Genomic DNA, 26,627 nt, shown 5'->3' on the forward strand with positions numbered 1-26,627 from the left:
GATGTCCGGCGCGGACGATGCAGGGCCGGGCGGACGGGGGTGAAGCGCGCTGGCACGAACGGCGTCCGGGGCGGCATCGGCGACGCCGCTGCGGGCACGACCGCGTGCCCTCAGTTCGACCCCGGCACCGTGCCCTGCAGCCGGGGTACCGCCGGGGCGGCGCGGTCCCGGGGCGCGCGTGGCTCGGGCAGCGCCACCGGGGACTGCCCGCCCGCGATCTCCTCGTCGTCGACGGCGTCGGCTCCGGCGATCATGTGCGCCGCAACCCACTGGTACAGGGCGATCCACGACGAGCTCAGCGCACCCGAGTACGCCGGGCCCGCAACCTCCCGCACGGCTCGGGTGAGGGCGTGCCCGATGTAGCCGTAGTGCACGTTCTCGACCCCGTAGCGCGTGCGGTGGGTGGCCCCCAGCCGCCGCAGCACGACCTCCAGCTCGGCCGTGTCCGCCGTGGCGATCTGGGCGATGGCGCCCAGCAGGACGTCGGTCATCGTCTGCATCTGGGCGGACATGTCCTCCTGGAACATGCCCCGCAGCTGCGGCGCCATCTCGAACAGGCTCGCGTAGAACTCCTCGGCGAGCCGGACCGGCCGCTCGGCCACCGCCAGGCACGAGGCCTGCACCGCCTCGATCACCGCCCGCGACGGTCGCCGCACCCCTGGATGGTCGCTCACCGTGCCCACCTCGAGCCCCTGCATCGTGCCGCCTTCCGTCGACCGCGCCGGCGCGCGTGACGCAGCACCGACACAGGTGTATCGGCGCGGGAGCGGCAGGCGTTGCGCTCCGGCCCGGATCGGCGTGTCCACGGGCGCACGATGGGCGCGCCGTACTCGGGCGCGCCTAGGATCGGGGCATGCGCTGCCGGGGGCGACGACGGGCCCGGCTCGGCGCGGCGTGGACGGCGGGCCTGCTCGTGCTGGGGGCCTGCACCGCGGCGCAGCCGATCGATGCGCCCGCCGCCGCGCCCTCGACCTCGCAGGCCGTTCCCGCGACGGTCACCGTGGTCGCCACCGGCGACGTGCTGATCCACCAGGGCGGTTCGATGGTGCGCGCTGCGGCCGCCGCCGGGCGCGCGGCCAGCACCGGCTACGACTTCGGCGCCGTCCTCGCCGAGGTCGCTCCCGTCATCCGCGCGGCCGACCTGGCCGTGTGCCACCTCGAGACCCCGGTCGCCGGGCCCGAGGGCCCGTTCACCGGCTACCCCTCGTTCTCGGTGCAACCCCAGATCCTCGACGCGCTGGTGGACGCCGGTTACGACACCTGCTCGACGGCGTCCAACCACTCCCTCGACGCCGGGTTCGACGGCCTCGTCCGGACCCTCGACGCGCTCGACGCCCGCGGCCTCGGCCACACCGGGACCTTCCGCACCGAGGCGGCCGCCCGGACCCCACACCTCGTCGACGTCGCCGGTGTGCGGGTCGCCCAGCTCTCCTGGACCTACGGGCTCAACGGGATCCGCGAGCCCGCCGGGCGCTCGTGGGCGGTGAACGACTTCGACCCCGGCGGTCCGGACGTGACCGGCATCCTCGCCGACGCCGCCGCCGCGCGGCGGGCCGGCGCCGAGATCGTGCTGGTCGGGCTGCACTGCTGCACCGAGTACGACCCCGAGCCCAGCGCGACGCAGGACGCGGTCGCCGCCGCGCTGCTGGGCTCGCCCGACGTCGACCTGGTGCTCGGCCATCACGCCCACGTCGTGCAACCCCTGGAGCGCATCGGGGACGAGTGGGTCGCCCACGGTCTGGGCAACCACGTCGCGCAGCAGGTCACCCGCGGCGGCACCTACGACTCGGTGATGGCCCGGTTCACCTTCACCCGCGGCCCGGACGGGCGGTTCGCCGCCACCGCCGCCGAGGCGCTGCCCACCCGGATCCGGGCCGACGACTCCGGGCTCGTCGTCGTCCGCACCCGGCCGGGGGACCCGTCCTACGAGCGGGTCGCCGCGACGCTCGACGCCCGCGGCGCCGTCGCGGCCGGGCTCACCGTCGGCGGGGAGTGAGCCGGCCGGCCGTCGCCGGGCCGCCACTGCAGCGATGCAATCGCTACTGCAAGATGGTGGCGTCATCGTCGTCCCCGAGAAGGAGCTCACCCGTGGCCCAGTACTCGCTCCCGGACCTCCCCTACGACTACGGCGCGCTCGCGCCGCACATCGCCGGCGAGATCATGGAGCTGCACCACTCCAAGCACCACCAGACCTACGTCAACGGCCTCAACGACACGATCGACAAGCTCGCCGCCGCCCGCGAGTCGGGAGACTTCGGCGCGATCGTCGGGCTGGAGAAGTCCCTGGCCTTCAACCTGGGCGGCCACATCAACCACTCGCTGTTCTGGCAGAACCTCTCCCCCGACGGCGGGGGAAAGCCCGACGGGGAGCTCGCCGCGGCGATCGACCAGACCTTCGGGTCGTTCGACGCGTTCCGGGGCCAGTTCACCGCGGCCTCGACCACGATCCAGGGATCCGGCTGGGGGGTCCTCGCCTGGGACCAGCTCGGCGCGCAGCTGCACATCCTGCAGCTGTGGGACCAGCAGGCGAACGTGCCGATCGGTCTGACCCCGATCGTCATGCTCGACATGTGGGAGCACGCGTTCTACCTGCAGTACAAGAACGTCAAGCCCGACTACGTCACGGCCTGGTGGAACGTCGTCGACTGGAACGACGCCGCCGAGCGGTTCGCGACGGCCCGCGCCTGACACCCCGGCGGGCGGCGCACCGGGAGCTCGACGACCCGGACCAGGGCCGCGGCAGCTGCTCCGCCGTGGTCTCGACCGCGACGTCGGCGAAGGACAGGACACCGGTGCGGTCGGACGTCACCCGCGGATCGTAGGACCCCGCAGCGCCCGCCACCGCTACTTCCCGCGCTGCCGGTGGACGGCTAGTCCGGGAGGGGCTCAGCGGGTCGCGGGGCCTGCTCGGGCGGGTCGGCGGAGATCAGGACGTTGATCCAGCGGGTGTGGGTGTTCGCGTCCACGAGCAGCGCCTTGGCCAGCAGCGTCAGGGGGATGGCGAGCAGGGCGCCCAGCGGGCCGATCACGAAGCCCCAGAACACCAGTGCGAGGAAGGTGAGGGTGACCGAGAGCCCGACCGCGTCCCCGACGAACCGGGGCTGGATCACCGTCTGCAACGCCACGTTGATCGTCAGGAACGAGACGATCACCGCGATCATCAACCCCGGGCCACCCTCCAGCAACGCGAAGAGCGCGGGCGGCGCGAGGGCGATGACGAACCCGACGTTGGGCACGAAGTTCGCGATGAACGCCAGGAGCCCGAACAGCAGCGCCAGCGGCACGCCGAGCACCCACAGCACCGCCACGTCGAGCACGGCGATGATCAGCCCGAAGGTGCCGGCGACGGCGAGGTAGCGGCGGGTGCCGCGGGCGAAGGACGTCAGCGCCTCGCTCACGTGCGGGCGGGAGCCACCGAGCGCCCGCAGGCGCTCACCGAACGTCGCCGAGTCCATCGCCATGAACAGCAGCACCGACAGGATCAGCAGCACGGTGGACAGCACGCCGGCGAGCGAGGCCAGGAAGCCCTGCAGGACGCCGACCACGCTGCCGAGGTCGAACTGGTCCAGCGCGGCCTGGATCTGCTGCGGGCCGACGCCGAGCGACTGCAGCACGCCCGAGGCGTCCGCGAGCACGGCGTTGATCTCGGGGCCGTAGGACGGCAGCACCCGGGCCAGCTCGGCCACCGCGTAGACCACGGCGGCGACCAGGCCCAGCAGGATCGCGTAGACCGCGCCCAGCGTGACGAGGGTGGCGAGCCAGCGGGGCAGACCGCGCCGGCGCAGGGCCGTCGCGATCGGCGCCACCGTCACGATCAGCACCAGGGCGAGGAACAGCGGGCCGAGCAGGCCGCCGAACGCCTGCAGCCCGGCGATGGTGACGACGGCGGCGGCGAACCCGTAGAGCGGGTTGACCCAGGTCCGGCCCGGCGTGGCAACGGGTTCGCTCACCGGGTGATCGTGGCAGACTCCCGCGGATGCGCGTCCGCCTGGACCAGATCGTGATCGATGCCCGTGCGCCCGCGACGCTGGTGCGGTTCTGGTCGGCACTCGCCGGCGGCATCCCCGTGGACCGCACCCGCGGGTGGTCGCACGTCGAGCCCCCGGGCCTGCCGCGCCTGTCGTTCCAGCCGGTGCCCGAGGACCGGGCAGGGAAGAACCGCCTGCACCTGGACCTGCTGGTCGACGACATCGCGGCCGCCGTCGCCGTGGCGGTGGCGCTCGGGGCCACGGTGCAGGGCGAACCCGTCACCGACGACTCCGGCACCTTCCAGGTGCTGAGCGATCCGGAGGGCAACGAGTTCTGCGTCCGCTGACCCGCACCACCGCACTTCGGAGCCACACTGCTGTTCTGCTCCCCCCACGACAGCACTGTGGCTCCGAGGTGCGGGATCATGGCGCAGGTGAGATCCCACCCCGTCGCTCCCGTGCCCGACCGGTTGTTCCCCGACGAGCGGGAGGAGCGCTGGCGCGCCCGGTTCACCGCACCCCGGATGTCGCGGCCGGCCTGGGCGCGCGACGCCCCGGACCGCTGCGTCTACTCGTCCAACGTCAGCGGCACCACCGAGATCTACACCTGGGACCGGGCCACCGACACCCACCGCCAGGTCACCGACCGCCGCAGCGGCACGCACTCGGCCACGCTGCCACCCGACGGCGAGACCGTCTGGTGGTTCGCCGACACCGACGGCGACGAGTTCGGCCACTGGGTGCGCGAGCCGTTCGCCGGGCTGCCCGCCGGGGTCACGGCCGAGCCGGCGGTACCCGGCGTGGTGGACGGCTATCCCGCCGGCCTGGACATCGGCCGCCGCGTCACCGTCGCCGGCACCTCCACCGACGACGGCACGACGATCTGGGTCTCCCGCGACGGTGCACCCGCCACGGCGATCTACAGCCACGCCGAGGACGCGGGCGTCGGCGCGCTGTCCGACGACGAGACGCTGCTCGCGATCAGCCACTCCGAGCACGGCGACTCCCGCCACCCCGACATCCGCGTGCTGCGGGTGGCCGACGGCGGTATCGCCGGGGAGCTGTCCGACGGCCCCGGCAAGGGGCTCACCCCGCTGGTGTTCGCCCCGCTGCCCGGGGACGGGCGGCTGCTCGTGCTGCACGAGAGCCGCGGTCGCGAGGAGCTGCTGGTCTGGGACGTGCTCGCCGACACCCGGACCGAGATCGAGCTCGACCTGCCCGGCGAGGTGGCGGCCGACTTCCATCCCGACGGGCGCCATCTGCTCGTCTGGCACACCCACGCCGCACGCACCCGCCTCTACCGCCACGACCTGACGACCGGCGCGCTCGACGAGCTGCCCGTCGCCCCGGGGTGCGTCGGCTCCGCGGAGGTCCGCCCGGACGGCACCGTCGAGTACACGTGCAGCTCCGCGGCGGAGCCCGCCACCGTCCGGGCGCTGCACCCCGACGGCACCGACCGGGTGCTCGTGGCCCCGCCCGGGGAGCGTGCGCCGGGATCGGTGCCGGTGGAGGACCTGTGGGTCGACGGAAAGGGGGTTCAGCGCGTGCACGCGCTCGTCGCCCGCCCGGACGCGCCGGGGCCCGCACCCGCGGTGTTCAGCCTGCACGGCGGCCCGCACGCCGCGGACGAGGACCGCTTCTCCGCGGTCCGGGCGGCCTGGGTGGACGCCGGGTTCGTCGTCGTCGAGGTGAACTACCGCGGCTCCACCGGCTACGGCTCGGCGTGGCGCGACGCGATCGAGGGCCGCCCGGGCACCACCGAGCTGGAGGATGTGGCCGCCGTGTTCGACGCGTGCGTGGCGAGCGGGCTCGTGGACCCGGCGCGCTGCGTCGTGGAGGGGTGGTCGTGGGGCGGGTACCTCGCGCTGCTCGCGGTCGGCACGCAGCCGCAGCGGTGGGCGGCGGGGCTCGCGGGGGTGCCGGTCGCGGACTACCTCACCGCCTACGCCGACGAGATGGAGCAGCTCCGCGCGTTCGACCGGGCCCTGTTCGGCGGGTCGCCCGCGGAGCAACCGGAGCTCTACCGGTCCGCGTCGCCGCTGACCTACGTGGACGACGTGCGGGTGCCGGTGCTGGTGCTGGCGGGCGAGAACGACCCGCGCTGCCCGATCCGGCAGGTGGACATCTATCTCGACGCGCTCGCGGACCGCGGTGACGTGCCGTACGAGGTGAGCCGGTTCGACGCCGGCCACGGCAGCCTGGTGGTCGACCAGACGCTGCGCCACATCGCCACCGAGATCGACTTCGCCCGACGGGCGATCGCCTCGTGAGTGCGTGGCGGTGCCGGAACACCGCCACGCACTCGCGGGCCGGAGGCCGCCACCCCTCGAACCGGCGGCCTCCACCGCGTACGGACGGTGGCCATGACCAGATCGTGCACAACCTATCGCGACCCGCCCCTGTCACGGTTCGATAGCACGCCGGAAACACGGGCTGCGCATGATGGACCCGTTCGAGCGATCCCATCCGGCGACGACGGAGTCCGGGGAGGCGGCGGCATGGTGCTGTGGCGCGTACACGTGGAGCTCGAGGACCGGCCCGGCCGGCTCGGTGGGCTGGCCACCGCGGTCGGCGAGGCCGGCTGCAACATCATCTCGCTGCACGTGGTCGGCGAACCGGCCGACGACGGGTCGGTCACCGACGAGCTGCTCGTGCGGGTCCCGGCGAGCGTGGACCCCGCCGCGCTGACCACGTCGATCGAGGCGGCCGGGATCCCCTGCACGCTGCTGGTGCGCGCCGACGCCACGGAGCTCTCGGATCCCGCCACCACGGCGCTCGCGCTGGCGCGGATGGTGGCGGCCGACCCCGGCAGTGCCCCGCGGGCGGTGGCCACGATGCTGCGGGCGCGTCTCGTCGACCCCTCCGCACCCGATCCGGGCGGTCACACCCACGTGCTGCGCGTCGGCGCCCGGCAGCTGCGGCTGGGCCGGGCGTGGCCGTTCACCGCCACCGAGCTGTCCCGGGCGGCTGCGCTGCTGGAGCTGGCCGCCCAGCTCGCGCTGCGGGAGCCCGCGCCGCACGTGCGCGACGACCGCATCCTGCTGCTGCGCGACGGCTCCGAGGTGCGGATGCGCACCGCCACCGCCGCCGACGGCCCGCTGGTCGCGGCCCTGCACGCCCGGTGCTCACCGGCCGCCCGCCGCTCCCGGTTCCTCTCCCCGGCCCCGCGCCTGGAGCCCGCCGAGCTGGAGGCGCTGCTCGGCGGCGCCGACGGGGAGGCCCTGCTCGCCGTCACCGTCGACGGCGGGAGCGCGGTCGGCGTGGCCACCCTGCGACCCGACGGCCCGGCCGCGGCGGCGTTCGGGGTGCTCGTCGAGGACGCCTGGCACGGCCGTGGCGTGGGCACCGCCCTGCTGCGGCGCATGGCCGACACCTGCGCCGAGCGCGGCCTGGCCGAGCTCCACGGCGTGGCCCGCCCCGACGACCTGGGCGTGACGCGGCTCCTGCGACGGGCGGGCCTGCGCCCGAGCGCGGAGATCACCGACGGTGAGGTGCGCCTGCGCGCGGGGCTCAGCCCCGCGACGAACGGGACCCTCGTCGGATAGGTCCGTACGACGGTCCCACTCGTCGCGGGTACGGCGGTCCCTACAGCTCGATGCGACTGCCGCTCTCCCCGGCGAACAGGTGCAGGGCGCCCTGCCTCGGCGCCAGGTGCACCACCGAGCCCTTGGCCGGTGGTGTGCGGCCGTCGACGCGGGCGATCACCGCCTTGCGCTCGCCACCGATCTCGGTGCTGCCGTAGACGTAGGCGTCGGCCCCGAGCTCCTCGACGACCTCCACCTCCGTGGCCAGGCCCTGCCCGGCGTCGGCGAGCGACATGTCCTCGGGACGGACGCCGACGGTGACCGACCGGTCGGAGCCGACGGCCTCGGCGGCCCGGCGCGGCACCTGGATCTCCGAACCGCCGAACTTCAGCACGTCACCGTCGAGGTCGATCGGGAGCAGGTTCATCGCGGGCGAGCCGATGAAACCGGCGACGAACAGGTTGGCCGGCTTGTCGTACATCGCGCGCGGCGAGTCGACCTGCTGCAGGAGGCCGTCCTTGAGCACCGCGACGCGGTCACCCATCGTCATGGCCTCGACCTGGTCGTGCGTGACGTAGACGGTGGTGATGCCCAGCCTGCGCTGCAGCGACGCGATCTGCGTGCGTGTGGACACGCGCAGCTTGGCGTCCAGGTTGGACAGTGGCTCGTCCATGCAGAACACCTGGGGCTGGCGAACGATCGCGCGACCCATCGCGACGCGCTGGCGCTGTCCGCCGGACAGGGCCTTGGGCCGCCGATCGAGGAAGTCGGTGAGGTCGAGGATCTTCGCCGCCTCCGCGACCCGCTCGGCGATCTTCGCCTTGGGCTGCCCGGCGATCTTGAGGGCGAAGCCCATGTTCTCGGCCACCGTCATGTGCGGGTAGAGCGCGTAGTTCTGGAACACCATCGCGATGTCGCGGTCCTTGGGCGGCATGTGGGTGACGTCGCGGCCGCCGATGTGGATGGCCCCCTCGTCGATGTCCTCCAGGCCGGCGAGCATGCGCAGCGAGGTGGACTTCCCGCAGCCCGAGGGGCCGACGAGGACGAGGAACTCCCCGTCGGAGATCTCCAGGTCGAGCTTGTCGACCGAGGGGCGCGTGGCGCCGGGATAGATGCGGGTCGCCTTGTCGTAGGTGACGGCAGCCATGAGGAATCCTTCCCACCGGCAGGAACGTGCCGGACGATCCGAGTGTGAGGACGGTCTCACTCTGGCACGACCGCCGCTCCCGCACTAGCGCGATCACTGCACGTAGTTGGTTCGTCACGCAGGCATGGAGTTACGGGATCGTTAACGACCCGGTGTGGCGCCCGCGTTGCGTAAACGCTTCCATGGCCCATCGAACGTCACACGATCGGGCACGCCGCCCGTTCGGACTCACCCCATCGACGCGGAGAGGTGTGCATGTCTGCACCAACGTCCCGCCGGACCCCGCGCACGGTCGCGGTCACCTCCGGCGCCATCGCCCTGGGTCTGGTGCTCGCGGCCTGCGGCGGCAGCCCGGCCGCCGACGGTGGCGGCGGCGGCCAGGCCGCCGGCGGTCCCGAGTGCGCCGCCTACACCCAGTACGGCGACCTGTCCGGCACCACGGTCTCGGTCTACACCTCGATCGTCGCGCCTGAGGACCAGTCGCACATCGACTCCTACGACGCCTTCGAGAACTGCACGGGTGCCACGATCGAGTACGAGGGAAGTCGCGAGTTCGAGGCCCAACTGCAGGTGCGCATCAGCGGCGGCAACGCACCCGATCTGGCCTACATCCCGCAGCCCGGCCTGCTCTCCACACTGGTGCAGGACACCGGCTCGGTCGTGGCCGTGCCCCAGGCCGCGGCGGCCAACGTCGACCAGTACTTCCCGGAGACCTACCGGGAGGCAGGCTCGGTCGACGGCACCCTCTACGCGACGCCGCTGGGCGCCAACGTCAAGTCCTACGTCTGGTACTCCCCCCAGCAGTTCACCGAGCGTGGCTACACCGTCCCCACCACCTGGGACGAGATGATCGCCCTCTCCGACAGCATCGCGGCCGAGGGCAACACCCCGTGGTGCGCAGGCATCGAATCCGGTGACGCCACCGGCTGGCCACTCACGGACTTCACCGAGGACGCGATGCTGCGCACCGCGGGCCCCGACGTGTACGACCAGTGGGTCGCCCACGAGATCCCGTTCAACGACCCCCAGGTCGCCACCGCGCTCGACCGCGTCGGCAGCATCCTGAAGAACCCGGCCTACGTCGGCGACGTCACCGCGATCGCCACCACATCCTTCGGCGACGCCGGCCTGCCGATCCTCGACGGTGCCTGCTTCATGCACCGCCAGGCCAACTTCTACGCGGCCAACTGGCCCGAGGGCACCGACGTCTCCGAGAACGGCGAGGTCTTCGCCTTCCCCTTGCCGCCGATCGACCCCGCCCTGGGCGAGACCATCCTCGTCGGTGGCGAGTTCGTCGCTGCCTTCGCCGACCGCCCCGAGGTCCAGGCCTTCCAGGCCTACCTGTCCTCGCCCGAGTGGGCGAACGAGAAGGCCAAGGCCACCACGGCCCTGGAGCAGACCGGCTGGATCAGCGCCAACACCGGGCTGGACACCGCCAACCTGCTCAGCCCGATCGACGTCAACTCCGTGGAGATCCTGCAGGACCCCGAGAACGAGTTCCGGTTCGACGGCTCGGATCTGATGCCCGGCGCGGTCGGGTCCGGCACGTTCTGGACGGCGATGACGAACTGGGTCACCGGGGCGAGCACGGCAGACGCCCTGAACCTCGTCGAATCGTCCTGGCCGCAGTAGGGCCCTGAGACCGACGCCCGGGGGCGGGCCCGCCCCGCCCCCGGGCGTCCGTAGGAGGTGGTCTTGATGACCCTGCTCGACAAGGTCTTCCAGCTCGTCGTCGCCGTCGCGCTGTTCGCACTGATCATGGCGCTGGTGCTGTTCGTCTCCGACCGGCTGCGCGGTCGCCGGGCCGAGTCGTGGCAGGGATTCACGTTCGTGCTGCCCGCGGTGCTGCTGTTGCTCGTGGGACTGATCTACCCGGCCCTGCGCACCCTCTACCAGTCATTTCTCAACCGCAACAGCACCGGGTTCGTCGGCCTGGACAACTACATCCGGGTCTTCACCCAGCCGGAACTGCTGTTGGTGCTCCGCAACACCGCCCTCTGGGTGATCATCACCCCGGTGCTGGCCACCGCGATCGGTCTGGTCTACGCAGTGCTGATCGACCGCTCGCGGGTCGAGTCCTTCGCCAAGGCCCTGATCTTCCTGCCGATGGCGATCTCGTTCGTCGGCGCGTCGGTGATCTGGAAGTTCCTCTACGACTACAAGCAGGTCCGGCTCGTCGACGGCGAACCGACGGGGCAGATCGGCCTGGTCAATCAGTTCATCCAATGGCTCGGCGGGGAACCGCAGAACCTGCTGGTCAACGAGCCGTGGAATACGTTCCTCCTGATCATTGTGATGATCTGGATCCAGGCCGGGTTTGCGATGACCGTGCTGTCGGCGGCCATCAAGGCGATCCCGGACGACATCGTGGAGGCCGCCCGCCTCGACGGCGTCGGTGGCCTGCGGATGTTCTTCGCCATCACGCTGCCGAGCATCCGCCCGGCCGTGGTGGTGGTGCTGACCACCATCGCGATCGGCGTGCTCAAGGTCTTCGACATCGTGCGCACCATGACCGGCGGCCAGTTCGGCACCAGCGTCGTGGCCAACGAGTTCTACACGCAGAGCTTCCGGTCCTCGGACTTCGGGCTCGGCTCGGCGCTGGCGATCCTGCTGTTCGTGCTCGTCATGCCGATCGTGATCTACAACGTGCGGCAGATGCGGAAGGTGGACGCGCGATGACCGTCGTCAACGAGGTGCCCGACGCCGCACCCGGCAGCACCACTCCCGGCCTCACCTCCGGGGCAACCGAGAAGCGGTCCTCGGTCGCGAAGAAGGGGCTGACCTCGCCGTGGGCCTCGCTCGCGGCGATCGTCATCGCCGTGCTCTGGACGATCCCCACACTCGGGTTGTTCATCACCTCCTTCCGCCCCGAGCGCGACGTTCGCAACACCGGCTGGTGGACGATCCTCACGGACCCGTCGTTCACCCTCGACAACTACGACGAGGTGCTGTTCGGCGGCACGACGGAGCTGTCGAACTACTTCGTCAACTCCATCATCATCACGATCCCGGCCGTACTCATCCCGATCGTGCTGGCCACAATCGCCGCGTACGCGTTCGCGTGGACCAACTTCTGGGGCCGCGACATCCTGTTCGTCGCAGTGTTCGCGCTCCAGATCGTGCCGCTGCAGGTGGCCCTGATCCCGCTGCTGGAGATCTACGTCAGCACCGGGCTCTCGGGCTCGTACTGGACCGTGTGGATCTCCCACTCGATCTTCGCACTGCCGCTGGCGATCTTCCTGCTGCACAACTCGATGCGCGACATCCCAGCCGAGCTCGTCGAGGCCGCGCGCGTCGACGGTGCCGGGCACGTCCGCATCTTCACCCGGATCATGCTGCCGTTGATGACACCGGCCATCGCGGCGTTCGGCGTGTTCCAGTTCCTGTGGGTGTGGAACGATCTCCTCGTGGCCCTCACCTTCGCGGGTGGCACGCGCGACGTGGCCCCGCTCACGGTCCGCGTGGCCGAGCTGACCGGCACCCGCGGCGGGGACTACTACCTGCTCGCGGCGGGTGCGTTCGTCTCGATCGTCATACCGCTCATCGTGTTCCTGTCCATGCAGCGCTTCTTCGTCCGCGGGCTGCTGGCGGGAAGCGTCAAGGGTTGACGTCGGCGGGGTCGGGGGACCCGACGGGATGAGCACGATCAGGGACGTCGCCGATGCGGCCGGGGTGTCGATCGCCACGGTGTCCCGCGCCCTGCACGGGTTGCCCCGGGTCGCCGAGGACACCCGGCGCAGGGTGCTGGACGCCGCGGACCGGCTGCACTACGTCGCCTCCCCGAGCGCGGCGCGCCTCGCGGGCGGGCAGACGATGGCCATCGGTGTCGTGGCGCCGTTCGTCAACCGGTGGTTCTTCGCGGCGGCGGTGCACGCCGCGGAGGAGCTGCTCCGGCCGGCCGGCTACGACCTGCTGCTCTACAGCATCGGCGCCGACGCCACGGAGCGCCGCCGCGTGCTCGCCGGCAACCTGTTGCGCAAGCGGGTCGACGGCGTGCTCGTGCTGGGACTGCAGCCCGACGCCGACGAGGTGGCGGCCCTGTCCGCGGCGGGTGGGCCGGTGTCGATCATCGGTGCCGAGGTGGACGGCTGGGGCAGCGTCCGCATCGACGACGAGGGCACGGCCCGCTGCGCCATGGCCCACCTGCGGGGCCTGGGTCACCGGCGGATCGGCTACATCGGCGGCGACCGCGACGATCCGCTGCACTCCACGGCGCCGACGGATCGTCACCGCGGCTACCGGCGGGAGCTGGCGGCGGCCGGGATCGCCGCCGACCCCGCCCTGGAGACCGTCGGGGGATTCACCGTGCGCGGCGGGATGGCGGCTATGGCGCGCCTCCTGCCGGCCCGCCCCACCGCCGTGTTCGCGGCGTCCGACGAGATGGCGATGGGGGCGGTGCACGTGGCGCGGCAGGAAGGCCTGCGGGTGCCCGAGGACCTGTCGGTGATCGGCATCGACGACCACGAGATGTCCGAGCTGTTCGACCTGACGACGGTGGCGCAGCCGGTCGAGGAGCAGGGGGTGCTGGCCGCGGAGATGCTGCTCGCGGCACTGGCCGACCCGGCCGCCGAACCACCGGTGATCACGGTGGCGACCAGGCTGACCGTGCGCGGGACCACCGCAGCACCCGACCCGGCCGGGCTCACGTGACCGTGACCGGCCCCCGGGGCCCGGCGCGGCCCGGTCTCAGCGCCGCGCCGCGATCTCCGCGGCCAGCCACCGGTAGGACGCCTTGGGCCGCCGGTCCCGGGTGGCCGGGTCGACCTCGACGATCCCGAAGGTCTGCGTGTACCCGTAGGCCCACTCGAAGTTGTCGAGCAGCGACCAGACCAGGTAGCCGCGCACGGGGGCGCCGGCGGCGCGGGCCCGCTCCGCGGCCGCGAGGTGCGAGCGCAGGTAGGCGATGCGGTCCTGGTCGTCGACGCTGCCGTCGGGCAGCCGACGCGCGTCGGGGTAGGCGGCACCGTTCTCGGTGACGTAGAGCGGCACGTCCGGCGCGATGGCGGCCACGCGGAGCAGGACCTGCTCCAGACCGGTCGCGTCGACCTCCCAGGCCATCGTGGTCAGCGGCCCGCGGGGGTGCAGCCCGAAGTCCCCGGCACCGGGATAGGCGCGCTGGTCGGGCACCGAGCGCCCGTCCGGCAGGGCGGGACCGACGCGCAGCGGCGTGTAGTAGTTGACGCCCAGCCATGCGGCGCTGCCCCGGATCAGCGGGAGGTCCGCGGCGTGCGCGTCGTCCCGTGGCACCGCCTCGGGGTACCGGCCCGCGAACAGGGCATCCAGCCACAGCCCGTTCTGGATCTCGTCGACGGTCCGCGCGGCGGCGGCGAACTCCGGTGACTCGGGAAGCACCGGGTAGAGGTTGCAGACGACGCCGGTGTCGGCGCCCGGCATCGCCCGCGCGCCGAGCGCGTGGGCGAGCAGCAGGTGGTGGGCCGCCCGGAACGCCGCGGTCGCGTCACGGATCCCCGGGGCGTGCACGCCCGAGCCGTGCCCCAGGAAGGCCGCGCACCACGGCTCGTTGAGGGTGGCCCACCGGGTGACCCGGTCGCCCAGTGCGGAGTGGGCGGCCTGCGCGTAGTCGGCGAAGCGCAGCGCGGTGTCCCGCACCGGCCAGCCTCCGGCGTCCTGCAGCGGCTGCGGGAGGTCCCAGTGGTACAGCGTGGGCATCGGGGCGATGCCGCGGTCGAGCAGGCCGTCGACGAGCCGCGAGTAGTAGTCCAGGCCCGCCGGGTCGGCGCTCCCCCGTCCCGTGGGCTGCACCCGCGGCCAGGACAGCGAGAACCGGTAGGCGTCGACGCCCAGGCCCGCGAGCAGGTCCAGGTCCTCGTCGAGCCGGTGGTAGGAGTCGCAGGCGACCGACCCGTCGGACCCGTCGAGGATCGCGCCGGGCCGGGCGGCGAAGGTGTCCCAGATGCTCGGCGCCCGCCCGCCGCCCGCACCCTCGACCTGGTAGGCGGCGGTCGCCGTCCCGATCAGCAGCCGGTCGTTCACCCCGCGCTCCGCCGCGCCAGGTCCAGGCCGTACTCGGGGAACCACTGACCGGCCTCCGGCTCGCCCGGGCGGCACGCGCCGTCGGACTCACCGGGGCGCTTCACCCAGAGCAGGGCGTCCACCAGCGGGATGCCCGGATCGGTGGTCGGGACGGTGCCGAGCGCGCGGCCCGGCGGGTTGCAGAAGCTCGGGGCGCCGTCGATGTCCTCCGTGGGCGGCGGGCCGGCGCCGTTGCGGCTGGTGTCGATGACGAACCGCGCGCCGCCGAGGCGCTGTGAGATCGCCGTGCCGAACTCCACGTTGTCCTGCGTCGACCGGAAGTTGGCCACGTTCAGGCTGAACCCGTCGGCCCGTCCGACCCCGGAGCGCTCCAGCGCGCCGGCGAGCGCGTCCACGTCGGAGATGAAGCCGGGGTTGCCGGCGTCGAGGTAGACGGTGGCGCCCGCGCCCTTCAGCGTGTCGATCGCGTCTGCGAGCAGCGTGTAGCGCTCGTCGCGCAGCTCGCCGTCGACGCAGCCCGACAGCTCGTGCGGCACGGCGTCGGGTTCGAGCACGACGGTGGCGTCGCGGGCGTCCACCGCGGCCGCGAGCCCGTCGATCCAGGCCCGGTAGTAGCCGGCGTCCGGGGCACCGCCGCCGGAGAAGCTGCCGCAGTCACGGTGGGGGATGTTGTAGGCCACCAGCAGCGGGCGGGCGCCCGCGGCTGCGGCCCGGCCGACGTACTCGCCCGCCTGGGCCTGCACCTGCTCCGCGTCGCCGGTCACCCACAGCGGCAGCGGCTGCTCGGCGATCTCCCGGACGAGCTCGGCATCGGACGTCCGGCCCTCCGCCTCCCACTGCCTGACCTGGGCGGCGGCCGCGGTGTTCGGGTCGACGTAGAAGCCGGTGGCCACCGGCCCGGACCCGCCGATGGTCTGCTCGGCCGTGCAGGCGACGGCCGACGCCGCGATGAGGACGCCCGCGACCAGCGCGGCCAGCGCGCCCGACGTCGCCGGTCTCATGTCACCTGCACCCATCTCGCCACGGACGGCGTCCCCGTGTCATCCACGAGGAACAGCATGTAGTAGCCCGCCGGGACCAGTGTCCGCGACCCCGGGACGCCCAGTCCGAGCGTCCCGTCCGGGCGTCGCTCCATGTCCAGGGCCACCGTGCGCTGCTCCAGATCGGTCACGTGGGTCACGGCGCTGGGCCGGACCAGCCGGGCCCGATCGACGCTCCCGGCGTCCGGCGTGGCCACCGTCATCGTGTCGCCCGGCGCCACGGCGGCGGGCGCGTCGGTGATCTCCGGGCGCGGGCCGTGGAACATGTAGGGCGGCGTGTAGATCTCCAGCCGGTGCTCGAACTCGGCGTCGCGGGTGTTGTTCACGTCGGAGAACAGCGCGTCCCCGCCCATCACCAGCACCTGACCGTTGGGCAGCAGCAGGCCCTCCGTGTGGTAGTCGCGGCCCACCGAGGAGTCCGCCGCGGGACGCAGCGAGTTGGTCGACGGCGTGTAGAGGCTCGCCTCGTAGATGTGGCTCCGGCCCTTGCCCCGGTAGTCGCGCGAACCGCCGGCGATGAGGATCTCGTCGGTCGGCAGCGTCACGACGTTCGGGTACCGGGTCGGCTCGGGCAGGTCCGGCCCCGGCGTGTACGCGGGGGTCTCGGCCGTGAGGTCGATGATGTCGGTCCGGCTGGTGGACAGCGGCGACTCGCCCACCCCTCCCCCGCCCACGACCATCAGGCGCTGGTCCTGGACCGGGCCGATCCACGCCGAGCCGCTGGTCTCCATCAGCTCGGGATCCCGCAGGCCGGCGACCGGCTCGAAGGTGTTGTCCTCCAGTTGCCAGAACCCGGGCACGCGGCCCTGGTCCGACGGCCCGTAGCCGGTGCTCGACCCGGTGAAGAACAGCTCGCCCTCGTTCTCGGTCTGGAACAGGGCCGGGTAGGTCGGGAAGTACCGGAACAGGTCCGGCCGCTCGGTCCAGGTCTTCGTCACCGGGTCGTAGAGCTCGTTCTGCCCGGGCAGGATCTCCCCCGTGCCGTCGAGCCCGGACACCGACAGCACGGTGCCGTCGTGCAGGGGGGTGAGGCTGGGGTACCAGCGCTTGTGGGCCATCGAGTCGACGCGCACGTACTCCTCGGCGATCGGGTCGAACTCGAAGGCGTCGTCGATGCCCTGGTAGTCCTGCTTCTCCAGGTCCATGTTCTCCGCGAGGCCGTAGAGGTTCTCGGCGTCCGGGCCCACCGCCAGCCCGGAGATCGAGTACTGGGCGGGCGTCGCGGTGACCCCCGCCGCGCCCTCGACCTCGGACTCCACCCACACCACGGTCTCGCTGGCGGTCACGGTCGCCGTGCCGTCGCGGGCGATCACCTTCTCCGCGGGCGGCAGCGAGAACGCGTTGGTGGCGCGGTACGCCTTGCCGTCGGGGGCCACGAACTCGGTGCCGGCCGGGAAGTCCCGTCCGGCGTCGGGGAACTCGTTCTTCACCCGCATCGGCCCGCCCGCGTGGGTGACGTCGCCCTCGAGCACCTCGTAGCGCTGGGTCCCCCCGGCCACCAGCAGGTTCCCGTCGGGGAGGAACGCGTGGCCCGCGCAGAACATGTCGGCGGGGGTGAGGACGTCGCGGGTCTGCCCGGTGACGGGGTCGTAGAGCAGCGTCCTGAACGTCCCGGCGTCGAACTGGGCGCGGTCGTTGCCCGACCCCGCGATGATCAGCACCTTCCCGGTGGACAGCAACGCCGCGTGGATCGCGTTGACGCGCTGCTCCTCGGGCAGCTCGATCACGTCCCAGCGGCCGAACTCCGCCATGTAGTCCGCACTGTTGATCATCTGGTCACGCTGCCACGCGGTGACCAGCGCGATGCCCGGCGGCACGTTCACCGCGATCAGGACGGCCGGCACGAGCACTATCATGATCATCCGGCTGCGTTTCTTGATCGCCACCAGAGATCTGCGCAGCAGGCGCCTCACGTGGGGGAACTCCTCACTTCGCGGGGTCGGAACGCGGCACGGGTGACGGGCGCGGCGGCGGGGCGACGCGCGGCACCATCGGCACGGCAGGCTCGGGAACCGGCGGGCGGCGAGGCTGCGGGGCCACCGATCCGGGCGCGGCGGGGCGCGACGGAGCGCGGTGTGCGGGCACAGCGGCGCGCACCGCGACCAGGTCGCGATCGGCCGCCTCGGGCGGACCGGCCGGCCGCGGTCGGGGAACGGGCCGCGCCGACGGCACCACCGCCCGGTCCCGCGGCGGCCCCGGCCGGGGCGTGCCGTCCGGCTCTACGACGGGGAACGGGGCCGACCGCAGCAGCGACGCCCGCGGCGGCGCGCCGCCGGGCTCCTCGTCCTCGGGATCGACCCCGACCTCGGCGGGCCGGTCCGCCCGGGCCAGCCCGACGGGGTCGGCGTCCACCGCGGCGTCGACCACGCCCGCGCCGGTGGCCGCGCTGGGCGCCATGTCGGCGGTGAGCCACCACAGCATCACCGGCGTGAGGCTCACGAGCAGGGCGATGGCCGGCCACATCATCACGTCGATGTTGGCGTAGCCCAGGACCACCGAGCCGGTCAGCGCGGTGACGAGCAGCACCGTCCACTGCAGATGGCGCCGGAACGTGACCAGCCGGTCCCGGCTGGCCGAGCCGCTCTTGGGCGTGACGACGAACCGCGCGGGCCTGCGCAGCAGCGTGGCGATCAGCGAGCTGGCGTAGATCGGCGCGGAGATCACCGACATCGCCATGCCGCGCAGGCCCGGCGAGTTGTCCGGCTCGTACGGGCTGACGTTGTAGCGGCGGTTGCGGATGTAGACCCACATCTGGAACGCCGTGGCGTCGACGTAGAGCGCCAGCCACAGCTGCGGCGGCACCACGATGCCCGCGACGCCCATCGTCAGGTAGAGCACGGCGTTGACCGAGCCGAGGATCCAGCCGATCGCCATCGACGGATAGAACGCGGTGATCAGCAGGTAGTGCAGGATCCGGCCGGGCGGCAGCCGGCGCAGGCGCTTGCGGAACGGGCCGCGCAGGATCTCGAACGTGCCCCGCGACCAGCGCAATTGCTGGGTGAAGTAGTCGGTCCAGGTCGAGGGACCCTCGCCGACCGCGACGACGTCGGGAGTGTACACCGACTTCCACTTCCCGCCGGTGACGGGGTTGCGCCGGGAGTGGATCGCGAGACCCGTCGCCATGTCCTCGGTGATCGAGTCCTCGAGGCCGCCGACGCACACCAGCGCGTCGATCCGGATGGCGTTGTTCGTGCCGACCAGCATCGGGGCCCCGTAGGCGTTCGCCGCACGCTGGATCACGCTGTGGAACGGGAACTGCTGGCTCTCCGCGCCCTTGGTGACGAAGTTGTCGACGTTGGCGTAGCACTGCGGGCCCACGACGAAGGCCACGTCGGGGTCGCGGAAGTAGCCCAGCATGCGCTCCACGTAGATGGGCAGCGGCACATGGTCCGGGTCGACGGAGAGGAACACCTCGTAGCGGTGCCCGTAGCGGTCCACCCAGGCGTTGTAGTTGCCGTGCTTGGTCTTCGCCTTGAAGCGGCCCGTGGGCTGGTTGTACTCCGGGACGCCCCGCCGGGAGAAGTGCCGCACGCCCTCCTCCAGGCACATGGCCCTGACCTCGGGATCGTCGCCCTCGTCGAGGAGCCAGACGTGGAACACGCCGTCGTGTCGGATCCGGCGCGCGGCCGCCACGGTGGCGCGCACCATCTCCACGGGTTCCTTGCCGGGCACGATCGTGGTCAGGAACGCCACCCGCACCCGGGGGTCGGGCCGTACCGGCACCGGGTCGCGCGCCAGCATCGAGGCCAGCGACAGCGAGAACACGTTGACCAGCCGCAGGCCCTCGACCAGAGCGATCGACGCGATGACGAAGACGTTCGCCGCGATCGTCCACGACCGGTTCTCGTCGATCTCGGGGGCGTGCGACGGCTGGAGCAGCCACCAGACGAACGCGGCCTCGAACAGGACGTTCAGCGTGATGATGAGCAGCGAGACGGCCCAGGACCTGCGGCCCGCGGAGGCGTGCACGCCGCGGTAGGTCACGCGGTAGCCCGGTCCGGGCTCGACGACGTCCCCGGAGAGCCGGCTGAAATCGCGGACGGCGAACGCGCCGGTCTCCGCGCCGGTCGCCGAGCTGCCCTGCACGCACTACCCCCGATCGGCTCGCCCCGGGGAGAGCCTGGTGCAGGACTCGCCACGTCGACAAATCCCGCGACACGCACGGATCCGGCCCGCGGTACACCCGACCAGCCCAATGCTGGGCCGGTTGCGTCACGCGCCTGTGAGAAGAGTCATAACGCCAGGCCCCACACCGCGGATGCGGGGCCACCGGGGGACGTTCGGCCGGACGCCGCCCCGGCTAGGTCACGCGGCCGGGATGCCCGCCCGCCGATGGCGCTGTCGCCGGGCTACGGGTCGCGCGCCCACCTCCGGCCGTGCGGGCGAGCCCACGAACCGGTGTGTGCGAGCCGGTGATCGGGCCTCCCTGGCAGACTCGGGCGCGATGAGACAGATGCGCGTCCGGGCGCAGCACGTCGCCGGGCGCGTCGTCGGGGCGGTGTTCGTGCTCGGACTCGCGCTCGTGCTGCTTCCCGATCTCGTGCTGCTCGACCACGTCACGCCGTTCGCCCAGCTCGTGGCGTTCCGGCCCGTCGTACTGGCGGGCGCGGCCGCGGTGGCGGCCGGGCCGCTGGTCGTGCTGCTCCTGCGCCGCCGGGCGCGCTGGTTCGTCGCCGCGGTGCTCGCCGTGCTCGTGACGGCCACCGGCACCCTCGCGACCCGGGCTCTCCCCGGTCCCGACACGGACGGTCCGGTGCTGACGGTCCTGGCCCTCAACGTCCACGACGGCGGGGCACCGGTCGGCGCGACGGCCGCGCTCATCGCCGACGAGCGGCCGGACCTGGTGGCCCTGCCCGAGGCGGGCGCGGAGTACCGATCCCGCCTCGCACCGCTCGTGGAACCGCTGGGCTACCGACTCTTCGGCTCCACCGGCGAGGGCGTCGGCGACATCGACGGCGTGTCGGCGCTGGCCCACGCCGACCTCGGGGACGTGACCGCGACGGTCGACCCCACCACCCCGTTCCCGTCGGTCGTGCTGACCGGGGGCGCGCTCGGCGCGCTGCGCTTCGTCGGGTTCCACTCGATCGCACCCGTGCCGGGCCGGATCCGGCAGTGGCGCTCCGATCTCGCGCACGTTGCCACCTGGTGCGCGGCCCCCACCGCGGCGATCGTCGCGGGCGACTTCAACGCCACCCTCGACCACTCCGCGTTCCGTTCGGGCACCGCGGGCTGCGGCGACGCCGCCGAGCAGGCGGGTGCCGGCCTGGTCGGCACGTGGCCCAGCTCCTGGCCGCGCGCGGTGGGCACCCAGATCGACCACGTGGTCGCGACCCGCGGCCTGAGGGCGGAGTCGCTCGACGTCCACGACGTCACGGGCACCGACCACCGCGCCGTACTGTCCCGGCTGCGGCAGGTCACGCCCCCGGACGGAGGGCACGCCCACCCGACCGGGCGGATGAGCGTGCCGTTCGGCCCGACGCGCTAGCGGCTCGCGGCCACCGTCTCGGCGATCTCGTAGGTGTTCAGCGCCGCGCCCTTGCGGAGGTTGTCGCCGCAGAGGAACAGCTCCAGCGTGTCCGGGAAGTCCAGCGCCTGGCGGACCCGGCCGACCCAGGTGGGGTCACCGCCCACCGCGTCGACGGGGGTGGGCCACTCGCCCGCGGCCGGGTCGTCGCGCAGCACGATGGTCGGCTGCGCGGCGAGCACCTTGTGGGCGGCGTCGACCGTCACGTCCCGGGCGAAGGTCGCGTGCACCACCAGCGAGTGCGTGGTGACGACGGGCACCCGGACGCAGGTGGCCGACACCTTGAGGTCCGGGATGCCCAGGATCTTGCGGGACTCGTTGCGGACCTTGAGCTCCTCGGAGCTCCAGCCGTCGTCCTTGACCGAGCCGGCCCACGGCACGACGTTGAGCGCGAGCGGGGCGGGGAACGGCGAATCGCTGCCCAGCCCCGCATCGGCCAGCGCGGCCGCGACGTCGCCACCACGTACCCCCACGTCCTTGCCCGCGACGGCCGCCAGCTCCGCGTAGAGCCGGTCCACGCCGACCTGCCCCGCGCCCGACGCCGCCTGGTAGGACGCCACGACGAGCGCGGTGAGCCCGAACTCGCGGTGCAGCGCACCCATCGCGGCCATCATCGACAGCGTGGTGCAGTTCGGGTTCGCGATGATCCCCTTGGGCCGGTTGGCGGCCTCGTCGGCGTTGACCTCCGGCACCACCAGGGGCACCTCGGGGTCCATGCGGAACGCACCGGAGTTGTCGACGGCCACCGCACCCCGCGCCGCGGCGATCGGCGCCCACTCGGCACTGACCTCGTCGGGCACGTCGAACAGCGCGATGTCGACGCCGTCGAAGACCTCGGGCTCCAGGAGCCGGACGGTGACGTCCTCGCCGCGCACGCGCAGCACCTTGCCCGCCGAGCGGGCCGAGGCGACGAGCCGGATCTCCGACCACGGCACGGTCTCCCGCGCGTCGATGATCTCGATCATCGTGGAACCCACCGCCCCGGTGGCACCCACGATCGCCAGAACGCACGGCGCCGATGATTCGCTCGCAGGCTCGCTCATCGCCCCGTCCCTCCGTGCACCACGGCCTGTTCCTCGCCGCCGAGGTCGAACGCCCGGTGCAGGGCCTGCACGGCGGTGTCGAGCTGCTCGGTCCGGCAGATCACCGAGATCCGGATCTCCGAGGTGTTCATGGTCTCGATGTTGATCCCGGCCTGCGACAGGGCCTCGCAGAAGGTGGCGGTGACGCCCGGGTGGTTGCGCATCCCGGCACCGACCAGCGAGACCTTGCCGACCTCGGCGTCGTAGAGCACCTCGGCGAACCCGATCTCGGACTGCACGGCCTTGAGGGCGTCGACGCCACGCTGCCCGTCGGTACGCGGCAGCGAGAACGTGATGTCGGTCAGCCGGTCGGAGGTGCGGCTCACGTTCTGCAACACCATGTCGATGTTGATGTCGGCGTCGGCGACCGTGCGGAAGATCCGCGCGGCCATGCCGGGGGTGTCCGGGACGTCCGTCACGGTGATCTTGGCTTCGGACCGGTCGTGCGCGACCCCGGTGATGATCGCGTTCTCCAAGGGGATCTCCTCGATCGAGCCGGTGACGAGCGAGCCCGGCTTGTCGTTGTACGAGCTGCGCACCCGCAGCGGGACGTTGTAGCGACGGGCGTACTCCACCGCGCGCAGGTGCAGGACCTTCGCCCCGCAGGCCGCCATCTCCAGCATCTCCTCGTAGGTGATCCGGTCGATGTGCCGCGCGTCCCCGACGATGCGCGGATCGGCGGAGAAGATGCCGTCGACGTCGGTGTAGATCTCGCAGACGTCGGCCTCCAGCGCCGCGGCCAGCGCGACGGCGGTGGTGTCGGAACCGCCACGCCCCAGCGTCGTGACGTCCTTCGAGTCCTGGCTCACGCCCTGGAAGCCGGCCACGAGGACGATCGAGCCCTCGTCGAGGGCCTCGCGCAGCCGGCCGGGCGTGACCTGCACGATCCGCGCGTCGCCGTGCTTCGCCGTGGTGATCATGCCGGCCTGGGAGCCGGTGAACGAGCGGGCCTGCGCCCCGAGGCCGTGGATCGCCATCGCCACGAGCGCGTTCGAGATGCGCTCACCGGCGGTGAGCAGCATGTCCATCTCCCGCGGCGGCGGTGAGGGGGAGACCTGCTCGGCGAGGTCGAGCAGCTCGTCGGTGGTGTCGCCCATGGCGGACACCACGACGACGACGTCGTTGCCCTCCTTGTGCGTCCGGACGATGCGCTCCGCGACTCGCCTGATCCGCTCCGCGTCCTGGACGGATGATCCGCCGTACTTCTGCACGACGAGGGCCACGAGCCGACCTCCAGTCCTGGCCACCAGTCGGGGCCGTCGAGTATCTGGTCGGAAGACGACCCTACCGGCGGAACCGGACAGCGCAGAACGCAATGACCCCCGCCACACCGCGGGCGGGAGCCTCAGGAGGCGCGGCGCACCAGGCGGACGACGACCGCGGTGATCGCGAACCAGATCAGCGCGGCGGTGCCGTAGTTCAGCACCACACCCACCTTGGGCTCCTCGGGCTGGAAGAGGTTGCCCAGGCCCAGACTGAAGGTGCTCGCGAGGTCGGTCACGATCCGGGTGAGCCCGTTCTCGGGGTTCGCGTCCAGCAACGTGAGCACGATGAAGACGACGAGCACGCCGACGATGGCCATACCGATGATGCGCAGGACGTTGCCGAGAGCATCGATGCCCCGACGTGCCGTGGTACCCACTGCCACAAGACCTCCCCGACCGAAGACCGCCATAGTGGCAGCAATCGGCCGCACCGACCTACCCGTGGGTATCACCCAGTCGGGTGACAGCGTTCCGGCCGGACCCCGCTGCCCCCAAAGAGCGGACAGGCGCGGTCGAACCGCTGGGCGGCACCATGGGGAGCGGTCGGGGCGACATCCGGTCGGACGCGGAGGGGGCGGCATCGGGTGTCGCTCCGCCGGTCCGGGCCGACCGAACGCGGTCCCGCACACCCGAGGACCGGACCCGCCGGCTCCCGCCGTCCGGGTGCGTGCCGCACCGCGACGTCGGGTGGGGCCCGCCGGCGAATCACCGGAGGTGCGATGAGAACCGCCACGGGCCGGAGCGGGCATCGCGACGCGCTGCAGCGTTTCGATCTCGCTCTGCAACGCGCGATCGGGGCGGGTCTGGCCGTCGCGTTGGTGGTCGCGCTGGCGACCGCGGTGCTGGGCCGCTCGCTCTACCCGGCCTGGTGGTGGCTCGCCGTTGCCCCGGTGGTGTTCGGATGGACCGCCGCCGCCGTGTGGCTGTGCCTGGTCGGCCGGTTCGGCACCTCGGCCCGGGTCCTGTTCACGCTGGTCGTCGGCGGCTCCGCGATCGGCGCGGCCATCGCGACCGACTCGGCCGTACGCGACGCGAGCACCGCGGTCCTGCCGGTGGTGGTGATCGCGATCGTCGGGGTCGGCTTCCTCGCCGCGCCCCCTGTCGCGCTCGTGCTGGGGGCCATCCTGATCACCGGCAGCACGCTCGGGCCGTTCGCGATGCGTCCCGGGACCAGCTGGCTGCTGCTGACCGAGTCCGCCATCCAGACCGTGATCCTCGGCTCTGCGATCGCCGGTGGACACGTCGCCCGTCGGTTCGCCTCCGCCGAGGAACGCGCTCTCGACGAGGTCGCCACGGCCACCGTCGCCGACCGGGCGGCCGCTGCGGCCCGGGCCGAACGGCGCGAGCTGGAGCGGGAGGTGCACGACACCGTGCTGAGCACGCTGTCCGCCCTGGGCCGGGCGAGCCTGGCCGACACCGCCGCGCTCCGCGAGCGGTGCGCCGCCGACGCCCGGTTCCTGCGCAGCCGGGGCGGCCAGGGCACGGGTCCACCCACCGGTCTGCGCGAGCAGCTCGAAGCGATCGTCGAACCGTTCGTCGCGACGGGGTTCCCGGTGCGGCTCACCGTCACCGCGCCACAGGTGCAGCTCCCACCGGTCGTCGCCCGGTCGCTCGCCCGGGCGACGCGCGAGGCGCTCACCAACGCCCGGCGCCACAGTGGCGCCGGATGCGCGCAGGTGCAGGTGCGCTCCTGGCCGGGCGGCGTGGAGGTCCGGGTGGTCGACGCCGGGATCGGGCTGCGGGCCGCCGCCCAGGATCGCCTCGGCACCCGCCGATCGCTCGTCGAACGCCTCGGCGACGTGGGCGGGCTCGCCACGGTGCGGTCGGGGACGGAGGCCGGTACGACGGTCACCCTGCGGTGGCCACGATGAGCGGTCGGTGGTCGCGGGAACGCGCGGCCGACCGCTGGCGGGAGTTGCAGCCCTTCGTCGGGGCTCCGCTGGCGGCGGGCCTCACCGTGGTGAGCATCTGGCCGCTGATCGCCCTGGCGCAACAGTGGTCGGAGTACCAGCGACCGGCGGTCGCGGCGGGCGTCTACGTCGCGTCGCTGGCCCTGATCGCCGGGCTGTGGCGGCGCGGCCGTTCCGGGATCTCGCCGACCGTCGCGCTACTGGCGGGTGTCGCGGTGGTCGTCCTCAACCTGACCCTCATCGCCGAGGTCGCCTCGACCTCGCCCTTCGGCGAAGCCGCGTGGATGTGCGGGTGGGGCGCTGCGGTACCGATGTTGCTGGCCTTCGCCCGGCCCGTGGAGGAGGCCGTCACCATCCTCGCCGCTCTGACGGTCAGCAGTGCCATCGGACTGTCCCGCTCCGGACCGAGCACCCTCACGCTGCATGCGACGGCGTTGGACATCGCGTTGCCGGTTGCGGCCGCCACCTCCGGACTCGCACTGGTCGTCGCGCTGCGCCACAGCGCCGCCAACGCGCGCGAGAGCCGCTCGCGCGCCGAGGCGATCGCGGAGCGCCACAGGGTCCTCGATGCCGTCGAGGGGGAACGGACGGTCCGCTCGCGGGACTGGGTGGCCACCATCGCGCCGGTGCTGGAGGACCTGGCCCACGGCCGCCGGTCCCCGCACGATCCCGAGCTGGCGGACACCTGCCGACGGCTGGCTGCTGCCCTGCGCGCCAACCTCGACGACAGCGCCGAGTCGATCCTGACCGGGCTGCTGCCCACCGGCAGCCCGGTCCGGATCACCGTGCGCGACCAGGACGTCGGACATCGCCTGCTGGAGACCGAGCGGATCGCACTCGTCGGGACGATCCGGCGGCTGTGCGAGGGCGCCGCCGGCGGTTCACTGCAGGTCACCCTGCTCGCCGACCGCGCAGACGCCGCGGGCCCGCAGGCGCTGGTCGTGCTGGCGGGTGCGGACATCGCGCCGCCGTGCGGGGAGCGCGAGAGCGGCTCGTTCCAGACGGGACCCGACGGACAGTGGTGGTACGACTTCCGGCTGCGCTGTACGGCCGCCCCGGCCCTGCTCGCCCCCAACCTCCTGGAGCGCCCTCCCGGCGCCACAGCTGCCCACCGACCCCCTCTTCCGGGGTGATCCTGCTGCCCGATCCGGGCCGGCGTGCAACGGATCGGGT

22 protein-coding genes are annotated in these 26,627 nt (G+C 72.8%); 12 read left to right on the forward strand and 10 right to left on the reverse strand.

Annotated features, from left to right (window positions below):
• Window positions 1–110 precede the first annotated feature (110 nt).
• Window positions 111–674, reverse strand: coding sequence for a globin domain-containing protein (locus Q1K26_RS15080; RefSeq protein ID WP_300012366.1), 564 nt, complete (start codon window positions 672–674; stop codon window positions 111–113).
• A 179-nt stretch (window positions 675–853) separates the two neighbouring features.
• Between Q1K26_RS15080 and Q1K26_RS15085 the strand changes: the two genes are divergently transcribed.
• Both Q1K26_RS15085 and Q1K26_RS15090 read left to right on the forward strand, forming a co-directional pair.
• The gene (locus Q1K26_RS15085) at window positions 854–1,996 is read left to right on the forward strand and encodes a CapA family protein (protein ID WP_300012369.1); all 1,143 of its coding nucleotides are present in this window, start codon (window positions 854–856) and stop codon (window positions 1,994–1,996) included.
• Between the two features lie 92 nt (window positions 1,997–2,088).
• Window positions 2,089–2,688: a superoxide dismutase gene (locus tag Q1K26_RS15090; RefSeq protein ID WP_300012371.1), complete on the forward strand. Its 600-nt coding sequence runs from the start codon at window positions 2,089–2,091 to the stop codon at window positions 2,686–2,688.
• Between the two features lie 182 nt (window positions 2,689–2,870).
• Here the strand turns inward: Q1K26_RS15090 and Q1K26_RS15095 are convergent, their stop codons facing one another.
• Window positions 2,871–3,950, reverse strand: coding sequence for an AI-2E family transporter (locus Q1K26_RS15095; RefSeq protein WP_300012374.1), 1,080 nt, complete (start codon window positions 3,948–3,950; stop codon window positions 2,871–2,873).
• A gap of 26 nt (window positions 3,951–3,976) precedes the next feature.
• Here Q1K26_RS15095 and Q1K26_RS15100 point away from each other — a divergent pair, with 26 nt between their 5' ends.
• The 3 genes from Q1K26_RS15100 to Q1K26_RS15110 all read left to right on the forward strand — a co-directional run bounded on the left by Q1K26_RS15100 (window position 3,977) and on the right by Q1K26_RS15110 (window position 7,513).
• The gene (locus tag Q1K26_RS15100; protein ID WP_300012377.1) at window positions 3,977–4,315 is read left to right on the forward strand and encodes a VOC family protein; all 339 of its coding nucleotides are present in this window, start codon (window positions 3,977–3,979) and stop codon (window positions 4,313–4,315) included.
• Between the two features lie 87 nt (window positions 4,316–4,402).
• On the forward strand, window positions 4,403–6,238 hold the full coding sequence (locus Q1K26_RS15105; RefSeq protein WP_300012380.1) for a prolyl oligopeptidase family serine peptidase: 1,836 nt from the start codon (window positions 4,403–4,405) through the stop codon (window positions 6,236–6,238).
• Window positions 6,239–6,466: 228 nt separating this feature from the next.
• Complete coding sequence (locus tag Q1K26_RS15110) at window positions 6,467–7,513, forward strand: GNAT family N-acetyltransferase (RefSeq protein ID WP_300012383.1); 1,047 nt, start codon at window positions 6,467–6,469, stop codon at window positions 7,511–7,513.
• Window positions 7,514–7,553: 40 nt separating this feature from the next.
• Here Q1K26_RS15110 and ugpC read toward each other — a convergent pair whose 3' ends face one another.
• Window positions 7,554–8,639: a sn-glycerol-3-phosphate ABC transporter ATP-binding protein UgpC gene (gene ugpC, locus Q1K26_RS15115; protein WP_300012386.1), complete on the reverse strand. Its 1,086-nt coding sequence runs from the start codon at window positions 8,637–8,639 to the stop codon at window positions 7,554–7,556.
• A gap of 255 nt (window positions 8,640–8,894) precedes the next feature.
• Between ugpC and Q1K26_RS15120 the strand changes: the two genes are divergently transcribed.
• The 4 genes from Q1K26_RS15120 to Q1K26_RS15135 all read left to right on the forward strand — a co-directional run bounded on the left by Q1K26_RS15120 (window position 8,895) and on the right by Q1K26_RS15135 (window position 13,289).
• Window positions 8,895–10,271 (forward strand): ABC transporter substrate-binding protein, encoded by a 1,377-nt coding sequence (locus Q1K26_RS15120; RefSeq protein WP_300012389.1) that lies wholly within the window; start codon window positions 8,895–8,897, stop codon window positions 10,269–10,271.
• Window positions 10,272–10,337: 66 nt separating this feature from the next.
• Window positions 10,338–11,318 carry a sugar ABC transporter permease gene (locus Q1K26_RS15125; protein ID WP_300012392.1) on the forward strand — a complete coding sequence of 327 codons (981 nt, stop codon included), beginning with the start codon at window positions 10,338–10,340 and terminating at the stop codon, window positions 11,316–11,318.
• A complete protein-coding gene (locus tag Q1K26_RS15130) occupies window positions 11,315–12,247 on the forward strand; it encodes a carbohydrate ABC transporter permease (protein WP_300012395.1) in 933 nt (310 codons plus the stop codon). The genes Q1K26_RS15125 and Q1K26_RS15130 overlap by 4 nt, the downstream gene beginning before the upstream one ends.
• 28 nt (window positions 12,248–12,275) lie before the next feature.
• On the forward strand, window positions 12,276–13,289 hold the full coding sequence (locus tag Q1K26_RS15135; protein WP_300012398.1) for a LacI family DNA-binding transcriptional regulator: 1,014 nt from the start codon (window positions 12,276–12,278) through the stop codon (window positions 13,287–13,289).
• A 36-nt stretch (window positions 13,290–13,325) separates the two neighbouring features.
• On the opposite strand, the gene Q1K26_RS15140 is transcribed toward Q1K26_RS15135, so the two are convergent.
• From Q1K26_RS15140 to Q1K26_RS15155, 4 genes are read right to left on the reverse strand one after another with little or no spacing between them, the layout of a single operon-like run.
• Entirely contained in the window at window positions 13,326–14,633 is a 1,308-nt protein-coding gene (locus tag Q1K26_RS15140) for a GH1 family beta-glucosidase (RefSeq protein WP_300012401.1), read from the reverse strand.
• Window positions 14,630–15,634 carry a glycoside hydrolase family 6 protein gene (locus Q1K26_RS15145; RefSeq protein WP_300012404.1) on the reverse strand — a complete coding sequence of 335 codons (1,005 nt, stop codon included), beginning with the start codon at window positions 15,632–15,634 and terminating at the stop codon, window positions 14,630–14,632. Before Q1K26_RS15145 ends, Q1K26_RS15140 begins: the two co-directional genes overlap by 4 nt.
• Window positions 15,631–17,586, reverse strand: a complete 1,956-nt coding sequence (locus tag Q1K26_RS15150) for a galactose oxidase early set domain-containing protein (RefSeq protein ID WP_300012406.1) — start codon at window positions 17,584–17,586, stop codon at window positions 15,631–15,633. Before Q1K26_RS15150 ends, Q1K26_RS15145 begins: the two co-directional genes overlap by 4 nt.
• A gap of 13 nt (window positions 17,587–17,599) precedes the next feature.
• Window positions 17,600–19,759 carry a glycosyltransferase family 2 protein gene (locus tag Q1K26_RS15155; RefSeq protein ID WP_300012409.1) on the reverse strand — a complete coding sequence of 720 codons (2,160 nt, stop codon included), beginning with the start codon at window positions 19,757–19,759 and terminating at the stop codon, window positions 17,600–17,602.
• 358 nt (window positions 19,760–20,117) lie between these two features.
• Between Q1K26_RS15155 and Q1K26_RS15160 the strand changes: the two genes are divergently transcribed.
• Window positions 20,118–21,158, forward strand: a complete 1,041-nt coding sequence (locus tag Q1K26_RS15160) for an endonuclease/exonuclease/phosphatase family protein (protein WP_300012412.1) — start codon at window positions 20,118–20,120, stop codon at window positions 21,156–21,158.
• Here the strand turns inward: Q1K26_RS15160 and Q1K26_RS15165 are convergent.
• The 3 genes from Q1K26_RS15165 to Q1K26_RS15175 form a co-directional block, all read right to left on the reverse strand.
• Window positions 21,155–22,240 (reverse strand): aspartate-semialdehyde dehydrogenase, encoded by a 1,086-nt coding sequence (locus tag Q1K26_RS15165; protein WP_300012415.1) that lies wholly within the window; start codon window positions 22,238–22,240, stop codon window positions 21,155–21,157. The two genes, Q1K26_RS15160 and Q1K26_RS15165, sit on opposite strands and share 4 nt — an antisense overlap.
• Complete coding sequence (locus Q1K26_RS15170; RefSeq protein ID WP_300012418.1) at window positions 22,237–23,502, reverse strand: aspartate kinase; 1,266 nt, start codon at window positions 23,500–23,502, stop codon at window positions 22,237–22,239. Before Q1K26_RS15170 ends, Q1K26_RS15165 begins: the two co-directional genes overlap by 4 nt.
• A 122-nt stretch (window positions 23,503–23,624) precedes the next feature.
• On the reverse strand, window positions 23,625–23,921 hold the full coding sequence (locus tag Q1K26_RS15175; RefSeq protein ID WP_300012421.1) for a hypothetical protein: 297 nt from the start codon (window positions 23,919–23,921) through the stop codon (window positions 23,625–23,627).
• A 342-nt stretch (window positions 23,922–24,263) separates the two neighbouring features.
• On the opposite strand from Q1K26_RS15175, the gene Q1K26_RS15180 reads away from it, so the two are divergent.
• The gene (locus tag Q1K26_RS15180; RefSeq protein WP_300012424.1) at window positions 24,264–25,415 is read left to right on the forward strand and encodes an ATP-binding protein; all 1,152 of its coding nucleotides are present in this window, start codon (window positions 24,264–24,266) and stop codon (window positions 25,413–25,415) included.
• Complete coding sequence (locus Q1K26_RS15185; protein ID WP_300012426.1) at window positions 25,412–26,587, forward strand: hypothetical protein; 1,176 nt, start codon at window positions 25,412–25,414, stop codon at window positions 26,585–26,587. The genes Q1K26_RS15180 and Q1K26_RS15185 overlap by 4 nt, the downstream gene beginning before the upstream one ends.
• The last annotated feature ends 40 nt before the right edge of the window (window positions 26,588–26,627 follow it).

The organism is Pseudonocardia sp., from assembly GCF_029263155.1.
Taxonomy (GTDB): domain Bacteria; phylum Actinomycetota; class Actinomycetes; order Mycobacteriales; family Pseudonocardiaceae; genus Pseudonocardia.

Excerpts from the sequence above, each read along its gene's own strand:
- Q1K26_RS15085 (WP_300012369.1), top strand. The coding sequence starts at position 854 with ATGCGCTGCCGGGGGCGACGACGGGCCCGGCTCGGCGCGGCGTGGACG.
- Q1K26_RS15100 (WP_300012377.1), top strand. The coding sequence starts at position 3,977 with ATGCGCGTCCGCCTGGACCAGATCGTGATCGATGCCCGTGCGCCCGCG.
- Q1K26_RS15110 (WP_300012383.1), top strand. The coding sequence starts at position 6,467 with ATGGTGCTGTGGCGCGTACACGTGGAGCTCGAGGACCGGCCCGGCCGG.
- ugpC (WP_300012386.1), bottom strand. The coding sequence starts at position 8,639 with ATGGCTGCCGTCACCTACGACAAGGCGACCCGCATCTATCCCGGCGCC.
- Q1K26_RS15120 (WP_300012389.1), top strand. The coding sequence starts at position 8,895 with ATGTCTGCACCAACGTCCCGCCGGACCCCGCGCACGGTCGCGGTCACC.
- Q1K26_RS15125 (WP_300012392.1), top strand. The coding sequence starts at position 10,338 with ATGACCCTGCTCGACAAGGTCTTCCAGCTCGTCGTCGCCGTCGCGCTG.
- Q1K26_RS15130 (WP_300012395.1), top strand. The coding sequence starts at position 11,315 with ATGACCGTCGTCAACGAGGTGCCCGACGCCGCACCCGGCAGCACCACT.
- Q1K26_RS15135 (WP_300012398.1), top strand. The coding sequence starts at position 12,276 with ATGAGCACGATCAGGGACGTCGCCGATGCGGCCGGGGTGTCGATCGCC.
- Q1K26_RS15145 (WP_300012404.1), bottom strand. The coding sequence starts at position 15,634 with ATGAGACCGGCGACGTCGGGCGCGCTGGCCGCGCTGGTCGCGGGCGTC.
- Q1K26_RS15160 (WP_300012412.1), top strand. The coding sequence starts at position 20,118 with ATGAGACAGATGCGCGTCCGGGCGCAGCACGTCGCCGGGCGCGTCGTC.
- Q1K26_RS15165 (WP_300012415.1), bottom strand. The coding sequence starts at position 22,240 with ATGAGCGAGCCTGCGAGCGAATCATCGGCGCCGTGCGTTCTGGCGATC.
- Q1K26_RS15180 (WP_300012424.1), top strand. The coding sequence starts at position 24,264 with ATGAGAACCGCCACGGGCCGGAGCGGGCATCGCGACGCGCTGCAGCGT.
- Q1K26_RS15185 (WP_300012426.1), top strand. The coding sequence starts at position 25,412 with ATGAGCGGTCGGTGGTCGCGGGAACGCGCGGCCGACCGCTGGCGGGAG.